This window comes from Pseudomonas helleri, from assembly GCF_001043025.1.
Lineage (GTDB): Bacteria > Pseudomonadota > Gammaproteobacteria > Pseudomonadales > Pseudomonadaceae > Aquipseudomonas > Aquipseudomonas helleri.
In genome coordinates this window covers 1-13,615 of sequence record NZ_JYLD01000017.1, presented here as the reverse complement: position 1 = coordinate 13,615, position 13,615 = coordinate 1, and the positions used below count along the sequence as shown (strand labels likewise).

Below are 13,615 nucleotides of genomic sequence, written 5' to 3'. Positions count from 1 at the left end.
TGTCAGGCCTCAATGGATACCTGAATACTTCACCGCCGCTGCTGCCCGAGAGGGCACATTCAAGGCGCGCAAGAGTGCCGACACATGAATACGCACGGTAAAGGGCGAAATAGAGAGTACCTTGGCAATTTCCTTGTTGGTCTTGCCGTCCGCAATCAGGCGCAGTACTTCTTGTTGGCGAGTGGTGAGCACATGGGTGTGCAGTGGCAGCAAGCCCGAGGGCGCACATTTGACCAGCACATTGCCTTCTCGAATCGCCAGCAGCGCCTGCCCGATGTCGTCTGGGGCGATATTTTTGCCAATAAAGCCGTCGATGCCCAAAGCCATCACCTGCTCAATCAGCGCCGGGTCATCGACCATTGACACGACGATCAGCGTGGTGCGCCGCATTGTTTGTCTCAATTCATGCAAAAGGCTCATGCAGGTCAAACCGGGAAAGCGCAGGTCGAGAATCAGCGTGTCGACTTCTTCGCCCGTTTGTATCAACGCCTTGACCGTCTGAAAGTCGCCCGCCTGCTCGACCGTCGCCTCAGGTAACAGGCGTTGCACGGTGCGCAACATCCCCTCGCGAAACATCGGGTGGTCGTCGGCAATAATGATTCTGCATGACATATCGTGTTTTACCTTGAGTCAGGCTTTTTATAGGGATGGCTTTAGCATCGAGCCTGTTGATAACCCGTAGGGCCCATCACGGCCTGCCAGATGCTCAGTTCAGGATGCTCTGTATGACGTTTCAGAAGAACACCGAACTCGACCAGGCCAACTTGCGCATCATTGTGACCCTCTGCGCCATTGGCTATATCAGCGTGCTGGGCTTTCTGCCTGGGCACCAGGTAGAGCGTTATCTCCCTGTCATCCTTTATTACGTGCTGTTCCTGCTGGCGTCCATTGGCTTTCGTTACGCCATTTCTCACTGGCCCGGGCATTACCCTGTGCGCCGAATATTGGGGATGGTTCACGACTACACCGGGACCTCGTTCGGGTTGATCGTCGGCGCCGAAGCGGCGCTGCCTCTCTACGCGGTGATGGTCTGGGTCAACCTGGGCAACGGCATGCGCTATGGCTCGCGCTACCTGGCCATAGCCACAGCACTGGCGCTGCTGGCGTTAATGATCGTCTACTGGCTGACACCCTGGTGGCAGACGCAACCGTTTATGGTGCTGATGCTGATGATCACCAGCACGGTGATTCCGGTGTATGCCCACCTCTTGCTGGAGCGTACGCGCAAAGCGTCTGAAGAAGCCGTAGCCGCCAACCTGGAAAAATCGCGCTTTCTGGCCCAGGCCAGCCATGACCTGCGCCAGCCCATCCATTCCATCGGCCTTTTTACCGCGTGCTTGCGCGAAGCCCGCCTGGGTGATGATGAGCAGCGCTTGGTGGACAGCATCGACCGCTCGCTCCTCAACGTTTCGCAACTCTTTCGCTCGATACTCGACCTCTACACCCTGGACAACGGCCGCGTAGTGCCCTCCTTTCAGCCCCTGCACTTGGGGGACTTTTTGGCCGACGTGGTACGGCAACATGCCGAAGCTGCGCGTTGGGCGGGTGTTGAATTGCGCCTGCGGCCTTGCCCGCATTGGGTACGAGCCGACCCTGTGCTGCTCACAACCATGGTGCAAAACATACTGTCCAATTGCTTCAAATACGGTGCCCAGCGCCCGGTATTGATCGGCGTGCGCAAGCGCGGCCAAGGGCTTGCGATCGAGGTTCATGACCAAGGGCGGGGGATCCATAAAGAGCATCTGCTAAAAGTCTTTGACGAGTTTTACCGCGTGCGCCATCAGCGCGACAAAGACGTTGAAGGCGTAGGCCTGGGCCTTTCCATCGTCAAGCGCCTGGGTCACTTGATGAACCTCGACGTTGCCATCCGCTCGCGGGTCGGCCACGGCACGTCAGTCTGCTTGAATGGGTTAGCGCCGACAGTGCCGCCGCCAACCGTTGCCCCTCAAGAAGGCGAGCACAAAGCCTGGCTGCTCACAGGCTTGAAAGTGTGCCTGGTCGAAGATGATCACAACGTATTAATGGCCACCCGTGCACTGCTGGAGCGCTGGGGCTGCACAGTGCAAGCTGAATTGACCGGGCAGAACCTGAGCAGCGACTGCGACGTCATCATCGCCGACTATGACCTGGGCAACCACGCAACCGGCATCGAGTGCATCAACAGCCTGCGCCAACAACGCGGCTGGGCGGTGCCCGCGTTGATACTCAGCGGGCACGACACCGATAAAATCCAGACACAGCTTCGAGAAAACGATATCGCCATCCTTTCCAAACCCGTGCGTCCGACAGAATTACGCACAACATTGCGAGAACTCGCGCGCAAACAAACGGGTTAACCAGCCTTTAGCGCGAGTGCGAGCTTATTGCTTAGTGCACTGCGCGCCTGCCCCCATGCCCATGGATGCGAGAGCCACCATCGGGCCGCTGGGCAACTCACACGTATATTCCCCGCCAGCGGTTTTAACGCTGAAGTAAGTGGTATTGAAATCGCTGCGGATGTTCGAAATACCCGTAACCGGCTTACCAATACTGGTTTGAGCGCGACTCTTAAGATCACCTTCCGCAGGCTTGACCACCTGACACCCGGACATGCCGATAGCCAACGTGCCGAATACAGTAAGAACCGTTATTGAGTGAAAAAGCTTCATGGCAACCTCTGGGAAGTGCTGATTGTTTTTTGATGGGGTTTTGGATTGGCGGGGCTTTATGAGGCGCACTGAACATCGCAGGGGCAGGCCCTGCTTTAGCTACTGGCTAACCGTTAAAGGTTTAAACGCCGCGCCCGCCGTGGGTGTTTTTTTTGGGTTTGAGTTGGAGTGGAGGTTGGGAGTATTGGGGGTGGGTGAGGGGGAGGGCAATTAGGGCGGATGGGCTAGTGGCTGTTGGCTATGTGGGTTAACGTCGATGTTAATAAGTCATCTCTACCAGATTGAGTCAGCCATACAACCTAAGCGGCAAGTCACGTAAATTCTTCTCGATGCACTGCTGTGCTTCGCGACCGAATCGGGTGCGACGCATGCTTGATTAAGCACAAGGTTCAAAGAGTGGCGGTTTTCGCAATAGGCGCACGCGCGCTCGTATAGGCCAGTTAAGGTTGTGGCTATTTGATATCATTGGCGTAAAGGCTGAGTCAGGAACTCGTGTAGCGTTTTAGACCGCCTCACCCAATGAGAGAAAGAAATGCGTACACAGGTAATTATTGAAGATCATGTTTTACCGCAGTTGCTTACCTCGGCTATCGAAGCCTATGAAGTGTCACACCGATCTCATGCGCGTGGGCGAAGCAACAAGAATCTTGAAACATTTGGTTTGCTGTGGGGGGACGCGTTACCGGTCCGTAAGGGGCTTCCTGCTCGCTTGGTCGCCGTAGTTGCTACGGTGGAGACATCGGCCCTGAGGCACACCGACTGGGTCCGTCCCGATTTTGATTCGATAGCGATAAAGCGTGATTTTTTTGGTGAGTATTGGCCACAGCTGGAGTTGATAGGTACGTTCCATTCACACCCCTACGATGACCTGAGCACGATCAACAGTTGCAAGGGATGGCGCGGCTCAGAGGGGGATATGGCCTTTTGGCCTGCCTTCCATGAGTTTGTATGTCCCGACATGGATGAGCTGGCGCATTTGGTCATTGCCATCACGGCATTGAGCCGCAAAGGTACTGCAGAACCCGTGCGGCTGGCGGGTAATGAATACACGTCAGGCTACGTAATCAGTGCTGAGAAGCGCAAGCTGTGGATTAAGGGATATACATCATCCCTGTATGAGGAGATCGATGAGGATGCTCCGTTCGATGATGAGTTCATGGCGGGGAACATTGAAACTGTTTGTTCTTATGGTGTGTGGGAAGACGAAGATGTGTTGTTGGAAATACCGTCCCTGGAAGCACGCTTCAGGCATGAACTGCTGCGCAAGTAAGGGGCGTCTTGACTAAGTAGCCTCAAGCGCTTCCCAACGTCCGTTGAGCAAGCTTTGTAGCAGTCCTGCCCTTGAGCGTGCAGTCTGGCAGTGGTTAACGATCGGATTCTCAGGCACCCGTTACGTCATGCAACGGGCACCTGAGCTGATTCAATTCAGTGTTCTGAATTGAGCGTCGATGGTTTCTGCTTCGGCGCGCCATGCCAGCAAACGCTGCTGACGTTGGTGGCTTTCGTCCAGATTGATTTGCAGTTCTTGTTGACGAGTATTGAGCAGCAGATAGTCGGGGAAGAACTCTTCTTTGAAGCGATCGGCATTCACAAGGTTGATAAAGTCCTGACGCTGTTTTTCGAAGTTGTCGATTATCTCTGTAATGGCTTTTTTAAAGGCTTCTTCGCGTTTGTATTTTTCCCAACTGTCCCAGACCTCGAGGGCGACGCCGATGAAGGCGAGTGCGCCATTGGCGCCCTTGGCGAACTTTACTGCGCCCCATGGTTTGAACTTAAGGTATTTGCCAATATCCATGCCCACTGTTTTGGCAATTGTGGCCAGGCCATCGCGAGCGGCAAGCACCGTGGTGTTGTTGATCAAGTTACCTTTGAGCACGTGGTTAATGCCCTGCTTGCCAAATGTTTTGACGGTGGAGTTGAAGTGGTTGACTTCGTTGTCGAAGCCAACCTGCATCTTTGCGACCTCGAGAGTGATCGACTGTGTTTGGCGACTAAATTCATTCTGCAGGCGGGTGGCCAGAATGATGCCTTCAGCACCTACCTCGCGCTCGAAGAAGTCTGAAAAGGTTTCCAGGCTGCACCCCTTGGCTTGCAGGATCAAATCACGGAAATAGCGCGTGGCGAACTCTCGCAGACTAATGCGTGCATCCTCGATTTGCTGCCCGGTCATTGTTAGCTGTTTGGTCAGGCGAACATTGAGCTCGCCCAGCCGGTCAACTTCCTGGGACACTTTTTGATCGTTTTCGATCGCGATGGGTAGTTGGTTGCTGAGCACGTCACGGATTACGCTGCTACGCATTTCATTGGCGAGGGTTTCACTGCCCCCGTTTTTTCGGATTTTGCCCGTCGTCGCCATTTGCAACGTGCTGATATGCGAAAGGGTCTTGAACTCTTCGCGGTTGGCTAGCCAGTGCTCCACACCCAAATCGTACGGGTTGGCCGCCACGGCGACGATGGACAACTCGGCCGCCTCCTGTTCGCTTAACGCGATCAACTCCCGAAGCCGGCCTGTCACGTTGTCGCGCTTGACCTGCAGGTTCGTTTGGTAATCCTCTTCGTCTTCCAAGTCTGCCACTTCATCAAAGCGACTAAGGACGAAAACGGTGCGCGGTAGCAGTTCCAGAGTACGGAACAACCAAGTCAGGTCATCTTTGTGGCTTTCTTTGACCGGGTTGGTCGAGTTCATCACATAAAGCACTAAATGAGCTTCGCTCACGTACTTTTTGGTAATGTCTTTGTACTTCTCGATGGCGTGAGTTTCGGCATTTTCCTGTTCTTTGAAACCGAACAGACCGGGGGTGTCGATTAACACGAAGTCTTCGCCCACTTCGTAGACTTTTACCTCGTTGGAGGATTCCTGGTGGCTGATCCTCATGCTGGATTTGTCCAGCTTCTCCATCCAGGCCGCCGCAATTGACGTCTTGCCTTCCGAGAAACCGCCAATCAGTGCGACCTTGAGTTTCTCGTCCGACACACTACTAATGGCGTTCTGGAGTTTGCCGCTCAAGGCTTGGTCGATTGCCACTCCGGCTTGCGCGCCCTGTTCGAGGAATTTCTGCAGCCTGTCGAGCAGCGTCAGAGCGTGCGCTTGCTGGGCTTTGAAAGTATCGAGGGTGTTTTCCATTACAGATTTCCTGCGGTTTCGATTTGGCGGGAGAGGTTTTTCAAACGATGGGTACAACGAGCCAGCGTTTGCACCTGCGCAGCGGCCTGTTTGGCAGGTGCTTCAAGTGCCAGATCGAGCTGGGCGATAGTGTTGTGCATGTCGCTGATAGCTATTTTCAGGTTATCGCGCAGTGCTGCACGTAATTGCTCGGTGGCAGTACGGAGGTTTTTCTCAGTGGCTTCGCGTTGCTGAGATTTTTTGTAGTCCGAGCTAAAGGCGCTCCACACGGCTTTGCCAATAGACACCAGCACGGATACAACGGCGGCCCCTGCGATCCATAGGCTGGCACCGCCAGTGAAAGGCGCCGCTGCGATACCGAGTAGCCCACCTAACAAACCCGCCACATTGACGCCGTTGTCTATTTTAATCTTGAGGTCGAAATGTTCGTTCAGCCGTGTACTGCCAAGCTTTGCATAGCTCATCGTCAGCTCTTGCGCATGTTTTTCGAAGCGAGCAAGGATGTCTTCGGCCGCGCTCTGGAACTTGCCAACCTCTACATTCAACGCCTTGGGGAGGAGTTTGCTCAGGCGTCGCTGCTGGGATTTAAGCTGGCTGCCCAGCTCATTTTTAAAATCATCATTACTAATATCGTCTTCAATACGTGCATAGACGAGAGTGCGTACCTTGCTGGCGAAGTCGTCGATCAACGTTTCGCTGCACGACTCCAGACGTTTTTTAAGAGCCAGGAAGCTGCTGTTCAATTGACTCTTGGCGCTTAGCTCTTCTTGGCCGAGCTTTTTCGAGAGCGCAGTCAGGGTCTGTTGAATGCCCGACAGGGTTTCTTGGGTGTGATTGAGCGCCTCATTGGCCTTGTTGAAGTTGGCCCGAATGATTTTGGTTTTTCCATTGCCGATCAATGGGCCGCCGAGCAACTGAAGGAAGGCGCGCACGCCAGACTTTTCCAGCAATTGATCGGAACTAAAGTCTGAAAGCACCTTGCTTCGGCGCTTGGCGTTCTGCGAGCCCGGTACGAAGTGGTCGGTTGACGCAAGGAACGCTGGCAGTGCTGTGAGCGGGAACACTTCCTGGTAGTGCTTGCCAAGCTGCTCACGCATTTTCTCGTTCAACCCGGCGAGGCTGTTGTTCTCGTCGTCTGAAATCAGCGGTCGGCCCGTCAATGACTGCTTGGGATTGGTAATTTTTTTGTTGAAGATTGTCCACACCTCGGTTTGTGCACCCAAGTGTTGTTTGATCTTTTCCAATGTGCCCTGACGTTGCGCGTCTCCTGTTTGAGGTGGAGCGGGCTGGTTAGTGACATAAAAAACGGCGTGAGCGGTCTGAACAGCGCGTTCTATCTCGCTGAGTACCAAACCTTCTTTACCCTCTATTCCAGGTACATCCAACAGGGCGAAAGGCTGGCCGTTCAGCTCAAGATCATATCGCTGTGTCTGCCGGGTGTAGTCGGCCCTGCCATCGCCGATGATTTCACCGTCAGCCAGACTCTCTAATTGCACGAGTAATTGTGCAGATTGGCTTTCATTGTTTTGACGTTGTTGGATCAGGGTGTGTTGATGGTGCGCGGTCTCTGTCTGTTGCTCGCCTAGTGCCGTACAGGCTTGGTCGCGTGTTGCTACGATTTCGCCTAGCTGGCGCTCAAGAACACGTTGCTCCTGTTGGGCTTTATGTTGCTCCTCGGCCAGGGTCGCAGCGGTGCTGTCGCGTGTCGCTGTGGCTGCCGTCAGCGCATCAGTAGCCTGACCTAACTGGATCTCTTCGGGCATTTTCCGGAACCGATTCAGCAGTTTTTGCCAGAGTGATGCCGTGCTTTTACGCTCGGCGAGCAGGGCTTGCAGGTGCGTGACTGCATCCAGAGCATTGGCGTGCAGTTGCTCGTGCTGCTCAAGCGTGTGCCCTAACCGTTGTGTCAAGTCGCTAGAGCGAGCGTTGGCTTGGTCGAGAGCGCTTTGTGCCTCCCGATGGGGAGGCTCGTAACGTTGTAATGTGGCGCTCAACTCTTGCGTCAGCTCGCTGAGTCGGGCTTCGGTTAACTCAATGCGTTGTTGCAGCCGCTGGAGGTTGTCCTCGCTGAGGCCGTACTGCTCACGTAATTCACTGAACGCCTGTTGACTGGCCTGCTTACTGGGCTCTTGAAGCAAAATACGTAAAGTCTCGATGAGGGTCGATTTACCCGCGCCGGTTTCGCCATAGAAAGCAATGGTGAACGTATTCCACTCAGCATTTTGCTCCAGCTCAGCCAGTCGTTTGAGCAATATGGCCTGATGCTCAGTGAGCCGTTTGTGTGCCTCACGCTGTGCCTGCTTGAGTGCTTCGTCGGCTGAGGGCTGGCTCAGTTCGCCGATGAGCAGTGTCAGCTCGTCATTGATATGTTGATAAACATCCTCAGGGCTATCTAGTTTGAGTGTCATCTCATGCTCGGCATCTGGTTCTTCTGGGGCAAAGAGGGGCGAGACTGTGGCTGCAGGCTCTTGAACTTGGGTTGGCGAGATGTGCGTGGGCACTTTAAATCGTGTTTCGGCCAACACTTCAGGTAGCCGCTCCCAGTAATCGGTATGGCCGAAGTCGTTCATCTCGACGCTCTCGAAATGTTCAACGTCGTTACGCCCAAGACAGGTCTCACCCCAATTCAACAGAAGGGTCCTGTCTTTTTTGGAATAGGCGTTGATCAGTCGCCCCTGGAGCAGGCTGCGCATTGCGCGCGCTTCGACAGGGGTTACTTCGACGGCGGCAGCCATCAGGAGCACATCGTTGATCGCCAGCGGCTGTTTGTGGGTGAAGGCTCTCAACGTGCTGATAACAACCCTGCCACCGAGCGAATGACCAATCAGGTTGATCGTGTTGATCTGCGGATGGTTGTCGCGCAGGTACTCTTTCAATTGCTCGAGCAGCACCACGCCCATTCTTTCTGCGCGTGAGCGGGCATCAGTAAAGTTTTTCATCCGGTCTTTGGCAAAAGACCCCGCAACGCCCCAGTAACCAAAAGACCAGACAGGACTTCCTGTCCCGAAGGAAAGACCGGCGGTGCCAAGCGCCCAGAGTGAGGACTTATCAAAGTGCAGGTAGTGACTTGAGGGCCAGAACGCAAAGATGTTGGTGTAATGACTGAGTTGAGTGGGGATTTTTTCGAGTAAAAACTGTTGGTCTTTGTCACTGTGCCCGGCGCTGTAACCATGGATGAAAATGTTGGCTTCTGTGGTGTCGGGGCTTGCAGAGGATGAAGTCCGGAAGCTGAAGGGTTGGAGCATGTGAGTTCTACCTGTCCATGGTCATGCTGCTTTGGGAGCAGCGCCTGTGAGAAGTTGTGGCGGGTACTCTATGAGAAAGCCCAAGTTGCAGGCAATCGACCCCGAAGTGTTCCATGGGTAAATTTTGTTAAACGACTGAACAGCGACGATACCCGCGCGTAGGAGGCCCCACATACGATTGACTAAATGCGCGGCAACAAACTTGTCACAAGCCATTGCTAAGGTCATTAACATCTATAGCGTTAACATTCCAAGGTTTAAGCCAAGGTGTTTTCAGTCTCTACGCGCCAGCGAATAATTTTGCGTGCCGATAATCTCAAGTCGGACGACTTTTTTGCCCGGTTCTCAAAGATGTTTGGTAACGGTTACCCTGACCTTGCCTCCCAAACTCCCAATATCATCATTGGCGGAGTCTACGGTAGGCACGAAGGGGTCAGTTTCCGTCGCCTGCATTATCAAGGCAATTTCACAGTAACTTTGCCTGACCCCATGGATGAGATCACCTTCGTCATTCCCACCGAGGGCCGGATTGTCTTCAATCACACGTCCGAATCATGTGGTGCTCCACAAACCGGCTTGGCGATTGATAAGGCTGACATTCGCTCGATGCGGTTTATCGATAACCATGCTCACCATGGGATTTCACTCAATCGAGGGGTGCTTACTGAGCGTTTATCGACACTTATAGGTAAGCCGGTTTTGCAGCGGCTGGTTTTTGACTCGACTGTGGATTTGCAAAATCCAGCGCTCCAGGGCGTTAAGGGGTTGATCGCCATGGCCACAGGGGTTGAGTTCGATGCGTTGATTCACGCCGGTACGTTGATGCCTTCTCGGCTACGAGAAATGTTGATCGATGCGGTACTGGAAACCTGGCCTCACAACTTCACTCAAGCACTGCGGCTGCCTGCCCCGATGATTGCGCCCCGGCATGTGAAGTTGGCGGTTGAGTACATTCAGGCGCACCCCGAGCAGTTGCTCAGTGGCGTTGACCTTGCGCGACTGAGCAACGTCAGTCACCGCTCTTTACAGGAAGGATTTCGGCGGTTTATGGGCGTATCCATTGTGAGCTATCAACGCCAAGTGCGGTTGCAGTATGCCTACGATGCTCTGGCGTACGGGGCAGGAGCGTCAGTCGCGCACGTTGCCTTGCGCTTTGGTTTCAGCAATGTCGGCCGATTTTGCCAGTACTTTCAGAGTGCATATGGTCTTAGACCCGCCGATGTAAAGTCAGGCAAGCGGCCTCGACGCTAGCGACTTGATCGCGAGTCGAGGCCGCTGCCCTGTCACTCAGAACGCATAGCTGGCCTTGAGATTACCCCCAAAGCCGTGGCTACCACCGGCGCTTGCATTCATGTCAGCACCCAGGCTCAGCGCGCCAAGTTTGGCCATGAGATTGACGCCCCCTGTGAACTGATCACGGCTGTCGAAAGCAGCACGTTGCTCGATATTCAGACCGAGCAGTTGCCCACTGCTTTGCACGTCACGATCGCCGAGCGTGTGCTCATACCCCACCCTAACGCCAGGCACTAGTTGCCAATTGCCCAGGCTAATAGGCGCAAACGACACATCCAGCTTGGCCAAGGCGCTGCGGCGGGTTTGCTTGTTGCTGTCGACATCAAGTGCCAACTCGCTGCCTTTTTCCTTAAAGCTCGCTTGGTCCAGGTGGCTGATGCGTACACCAAGGCCGGGCTCGAAAATCATGCCGCTGACGGGAGCACGATAGCCAAACAAAAGCGTCGCCCCGACGAGCTTGCCATGGCTGTCCCCTTGGGCAGTACCGAGACCACCGCCTAGTTCCCGTTTGCTGTCGTAGTCGAAATAGCCTGCGCTGGCATTGGCGTCGACGAAAAGGCCCTGTTCTAACCTCTCCAGCGCGTAACGAGCGCCGAGGTTGAAGAAGGTCAAATCGGTGTCGACCGAGCCACCCGCGCCACCGACTTTACCTTGGCTATAACCAACACTTGCCCGGCCACTCAATTGCTCTGAGAAGCGCTGGGTTGCTCCCAGCATTAAACCTTGGTTGTGTTCGTTACTGCTTTGAGTGTGCGAGGAGCCATCAGTGCCGAGGTAATCTGTCAGTGTGGTGGACCACAATCGGTATTGACCCATTTTGAGATCGGTACCGCTTGCGTAAGGTGCCGCAGATTGATCAATCAAAGCATTCTGGCGCAGCAGATAGCTGGCGGCGTCAGCGTGGACCTGGCCCCCAACGGTGGACTCGACACCGTCCAGATTTTGGTTGTCGATGGCAGCCTGCAAGTAATAGTTGTAAGCCGTGTAGGTGCCGGACAAGCGGGTGTTCTGCAATTGCTGTAGCAGCTTCGCACCAGCCGCCGAGTTACCCACCATCCCTGCTTGCCCAGGCAAACTGTTGTACTCGACCATTTTGGCCCGCAACACGTAGATAGTTTCTTGTGATAATCCCAACCCTTGCTTGAGGTAATTATCCATGCTGCCGTATTGGGCACTGACCTGGTCCAGCCCAGCCTGCAGGTAGCTCGCATCTACACCGAGTAACGGAGCGTAGATGCTTGCCATGCTCGGCGGCATGGCTTTCAACGTCGCAGCTATACGCTCGGCAGAGTATTCATTGGTCGCCAGGTAATCACTCATAATCGTCGCGCTGTCGACGCCTGCGATGCTCTGCAGAACGGCTGCTGCCCACCCTGTGCGGTCTTTGCCGGCAGTGCAATGCAGCAACTGCGCCGCATCAACGCTGGCCAGTTCATTGAACAGCGTACCGAACTGCGCGCGCATTCCGGCATCGCCGACAAAAGCGCGATTGGTCTCCTGCATCAACTTCATGGCTGCAGCAGAATCCGGTGCATTAAGGATTGCAGCGGTAGTGATATTTGCCCCCGACGTGGCGGCACCGAGGATGTCGATATTTTGATAAGTAGCGCCAGTGAGCGGCGCGTCAGGCGCTGTCGAGATTTCGCCGGGTGTGCGTAAGTCATACACCGCCTTGATGCCCAAGCTATCAAGCGTGGCCAGATCCGCAGCCGATGGCGTCAGCGCATTCGAGCGATAAAACACACCCGCCCGCAGGGTGCCATCGTGGGCTGTGGAACGAGCAGTGGTGGTGCCGGCCACGTCGCGGAAGTTGTCCATGCTGCTCAGGCGCGGAGTATTAAGGGCTTCACCCCCGACGGCGTGAGCCGCGACGATGGAAAGACTCAAAATGGACAGCGAGTACAGAGAACGTTGCAGCATGGTTCAGCCTCATCGATAACGTTAAGGCTGCCTACTATCTGTATCGAACTGATACCAAAGATGACAAATTGGTGGCTAAGAAAAATCCGTGCGTGATTGGTCCATTGGCTGCGCTTTTTGTCCAGTTCATGCTTGATTGAAAGTGGAATATCGCCTCTTGGGACTGTGTCTGCGCATGCCCCACGGCTTCAAATTATGTGTTGGTGCAGGGGTAATACATGGCGGGTGTGATGAGAGGGAGGGCGGCGGATAGCCAGAAACAAGAAAGCACGCACGGGGCGGGCTTCTTGGGTGTTTGGCAGAAAGCTATTTGGTGGGCTGGGGGATTTGCGTTAGCTGAGTATGTACGTGAGTACTGGGTGCCACGTGTAGAGAGTTATCTAAGTGTCGGTGTTGTATGAAAAGTACTAGCCGGTTGAATCATGCCCCCAAACTTTCGACACAGAGATGTGCGATTAAGGCGTTATAACCCCGCCCTCATTGGTCATCAGGTAGCTGCAAGATACTTTGAGCAGGCTTGACGGTATGGATGGCACGGCGTTGAACGTAAATCACCCGACCAGCGTGCCTTGTACGTCCATACGGCTTTGCCGTATATTTTCGCCATGTATACGATCGTCGAAACCGAAATTTTCAAGCGTTACGCCGAATCCATATGGCGTGATGATGAGCGCCAGGAATTTATCGCGTGGTTGGCGGTGAATCCGTTCGTAGGCGAAGTGATTCCCGGCTGCGGTGGGTTACGTAAGGTACGTTGGTCTCGTGGTGGGATGGGTAAGCGTGGTGGTACGCGGGTTATCTATTACAACGCGCTTGCTGAAGGGCATATATGGTTGCTGATCGCCTACGCCAAGGCGAAGTTTGACAACCTGCCGATCGCCTTCCTGAATCAATTGAAAGAGGAGATCAGTAATGGATCATGAAATGGAAAATTTCCAGAAAGACTTGTTGGCTTCTGTTCGCCAAATGAAAGCCGGCAAGGCGGCGCGCGCAACTGAGGTGACACTTTCTGTCGCCGCTGAGGCGAGAGCTAAAGTCGGATTATCTCAAAGTGCATTTGCGCAGCTTCTAGGTGTCAGCCTGCGTACGTTGCAAGATTGGGAGCAAGGCCGCCGCAGACCAGCGGGTGCGGCACAGACGCTGTTAAGGGTGGCAAGTCAGCATCCAGAAGCGCTGCGGGACCTGCAGGCTATCTGATGCTGAGGTGTGAAGGCCTTTAATTCAGTTAATTTTAGGCGCAAAAAAAGACGCCCTAGGGTAATGCCAGTCAGTTAAGACTGACGCATTGACCTTTAGCCCACAGGCCGCAAAATCCGATGCTTGGAAACGAGCATCGGATTTTTTATGCGCCTATCAAAAGCCCTGTCCCTCACCCATGAAATGGC

At 54.3% G+C, this 13,615-nt stretch carries 10 protein-coding genes; 5 read left to right on the top strand and 5 right to left on the bottom strand.

The window, feature by feature from the left end; translation table 11 throughout:
* Positions 1 to 9: 9 nt before the first annotated feature.
* Entirely contained in the window at positions 10 to 612 is a 603-nt protein-coding gene (locus TU84_RS21885; RefSeq protein ID WP_048372858.1) for a response regulator transcription factor, read from the bottom strand.
* A 113-nt stretch (positions 613 to 725) separates the two neighbouring features.
* On the opposite strand from TU84_RS21885, the gene TU84_RS21880 reads away from it, so the two are divergent.
* Positions 726 to 2,336, top strand: coding sequence for an ATP-binding response regulator (locus TU84_RS21880; protein WP_048372856.1), 1,611 nt, complete (start codon positions 726 to 728; stop codon positions 2,334 to 2,336).
* Positions 2,337 to 2,360: 24 nt separating this feature from the next.
* Here TU84_RS21880 and TU84_RS21875 read toward each other — a convergent pair whose 3' ends face one another.
* Positions 2,361 to 2,648: a hypothetical protein gene (locus tag TU84_RS21875; RefSeq protein ID WP_048372855.1), complete on the bottom strand. Its 288-nt coding sequence runs from the start codon at positions 2,646 to 2,648 to the stop codon at positions 2,361 to 2,363.
* Between the two features lie 532 nt (positions 2,649 to 3,180).
* Between TU84_RS21875 and TU84_RS21870 the strand changes: the two genes are divergently transcribed.
* Complete coding sequence (locus tag TU84_RS21870; RefSeq protein ID WP_048372854.1) at positions 3,181 to 3,918, top strand: hypothetical protein; 738 nt, start codon at positions 3,181 to 3,183, stop codon at positions 3,916 to 3,918.
* A 150-nt stretch (positions 3,919 to 4,068) separates the two neighbouring features.
* Here TU84_RS21870 and TU84_RS21865 read toward each other — a convergent pair whose 3' ends face one another.
* Positions 4,069 to 5,772, bottom strand: a complete 1,704-nt coding sequence (locus tag TU84_RS21865; RefSeq protein WP_048372853.1) for a LeoA/HP0731 family dynamin-like GTPase — start codon at positions 5,770 to 5,772, stop codon at positions 4,069 to 4,071.
* Positions 5,772 to 9,017 carry a DUF726 domain-containing protein gene (locus TU84_RS21860; RefSeq protein ID WP_048372848.1) on the bottom strand — a complete coding sequence of 1,082 codons (3,246 nt, stop codon included), beginning with the start codon at positions 9,015 to 9,017 and terminating at the stop codon, positions 5,772 to 5,774. Before TU84_RS21860 ends, TU84_RS21865 begins: the two co-directional genes overlap by 1 nt.
* A gap of 267 nt (positions 9,018 to 9,284) precedes the next feature.
* On the opposite strand from TU84_RS21860, the gene TU84_RS21855 reads away from it, so the two are divergent.
* Positions 9,285 to 10,268 carry an AraC family transcriptional regulator gene (locus TU84_RS21855; RefSeq protein WP_048372846.1) on the top strand — a complete coding sequence of 328 codons (984 nt, stop codon included), beginning with the start codon at positions 9,285 to 9,287 and terminating at the stop codon, positions 10,266 to 10,268.
* A 36-nt stretch (positions 10,269 to 10,304) separates the two neighbouring features.
* Here TU84_RS21855 and TU84_RS21850 read toward each other — a convergent pair whose 3' ends face one another.
* Positions 10,305 to 12,230 (bottom strand): tyrosine-protein phosphatase, encoded by a 1,926-nt coding sequence (locus TU84_RS21850; RefSeq protein ID WP_048372844.1) that lies wholly within the window; start codon positions 12,228 to 12,230, stop codon positions 10,305 to 10,307.
* A gap of 605 nt (positions 12,231 to 12,835) precedes the next feature.
* On the opposite strand from TU84_RS21850, the gene TU84_RS21845 reads away from it, so the two are divergent.
* Both TU84_RS21845 and TU84_RS21840 read left to right on the top strand, forming a co-directional pair.
* The gene (locus TU84_RS21845; RefSeq protein WP_048372842.1) at positions 12,836 to 13,153 is read left to right on the top strand and encodes a hypothetical protein; all 318 of its coding nucleotides are present in this window, start codon (positions 12,836 to 12,838) and stop codon (positions 13,151 to 13,153) included.
* Entirely contained in the window at positions 13,143 to 13,427 is a 285-nt protein-coding gene (locus TU84_RS21840) for a helix-turn-helix domain-containing protein (RefSeq protein ID WP_048372841.1), read from the top strand. The genes TU84_RS21845 and TU84_RS21840 overlap by 11 nt, the downstream gene beginning before the upstream one ends.
* Positions 13,428 to 13,615: the final 188 nt, after the last annotated feature.

Bases quoted from the DNA above. Each gene is read 5' to 3' on its own strand.
- TU84_RS21885 (WP_048372858.1), bottom strand. From the start codon at position 612: ATGTCATGCAGAATCATTATTGCCGACGACCACCCGATGTTTCGCGAG.
- TU84_RS21880 (WP_048372856.1), top strand. From the start codon at position 726: ATGACGTTTCAGAAGAACACCGAACTCGACCAGGCCAACTTGCGCATC.
- TU84_RS21875 (WP_048372855.1), bottom strand. From the start codon at position 2,648: ATGAAGCTTTTTCACTCAATAACGGTTCTTACTGTATTCGGCACGTTG.
- TU84_RS21870 (WP_048372854.1), top strand. From the start codon at position 3,181: ATGCGTACACAGGTAATTATTGAAGATCATGTTTTACCGCAGTTGCTT.
- TU84_RS21865 (WP_048372853.1), bottom strand. From the start codon at position 5,772: ATGGAAAACACCCTCGATACTTTCAAAGCCCAGCAAGCGCACGCTCTG.
- TU84_RS21860 (WP_048372848.1), bottom strand. From the start codon at position 9,017: ATGCTCCAACCCTTCAGCTTCCGGACTTCATCCTCTGCAAGCCCCGAC.
- TU84_RS21850 (WP_048372844.1), bottom strand. From the start codon at position 12,230: ATGCTGCAACGTTCTCTGTACTCGCTGTCCATTTTGAGTCTTTCCATC.
- TU84_RS21845 (WP_048372842.1), top strand. From the start codon at position 12,836: ATGTATACGATCGTCGAAACCGAAATTTTCAAGCGTTACGCCGAATCC.
- TU84_RS21840 (WP_048372841.1), top strand. From the start codon at position 13,143: ATGGATCATGAAATGGAAAATTTCCAGAAAGACTTGTTGGCTTCTGTT.